The organism is Mycoplana rhizolycopersici, assembly GCF_013378445.1.
In the GTDB taxonomy this organism is placed as follows: Bacteria; Pseudomonadota; Alphaproteobacteria; order Rhizobiales; family Rhizobiaceae; genus Mycoplana; species Mycoplana rhizolycopersici.
This window is the reverse complement of sequence record NZ_JABXYK010000059.1, coordinates 1-588: the sequence shown is the minus strand read 5'-3', so window position 1 is coordinate 588 and position 588 is coordinate 1. Positions and strand designations below refer to the sequence as shown.

Genomic DNA, 588 nt, shown 5'->3' with positions numbered 1-588 from the left:
ATGGCTCGACACCGGTCGCCGGAACCTTCAACCTCGCCGTCACCCCGGTCAACGACGCGCCGACGCTCACCGGCGACCTGAAGGCGACGGTGAAGGAGGGCGGCAGCTACAGGATCACCACCGCCGATCTCAATTTCTCCGATCCCGACGACAGCGCCTCCGGCGTCCGCTTCACCGTGTCAAGCCAGACGACCGGCAAGGTTCTGGTCAACGGCACGGCGGCGACGAGCTTCACCGGCGCCGAACTCGCGAGCGGCAAGGTCAGCTTCGTCCACGACGGCTCGGAGACGACCAACGCCTCGTTCAAGGTCTCGGTCGAAGACGGCAATGAGGACGGCTCGACGCCAGTCAAATCCAATTTCAACTTCACCGTCACCCCGCTCAACGACGCGCCGACGCTCACCGGCGACCTGAAGGCGACGGTGAAGGAGGGCGGCAGCTACAGGATCACCACCGCGGATCTCAACTTCTCCGATCCCGACGACAGCGCCTCCGGCGTCCGCTTCACCGTCTCCGCCGCCTCGAACGGCAAGGTCCAGGTGAACGGCAAGGCCGCGACGAGCTTCACCGGCGCCGAACTCGCGAGCG

Annotated in this window: 1 protein-coding gene; it reads left to right on the top strand. The window is 66.2% G+C overall.

Annotation, left to right across the window (positions count from 1 at the left end):
- On the top strand, positions 1–588 hold a 588-nt coding region (locus HV823_RS26395), incomplete at both ends, for a cadherin-like domain-containing protein (protein ID WP_176952625.1).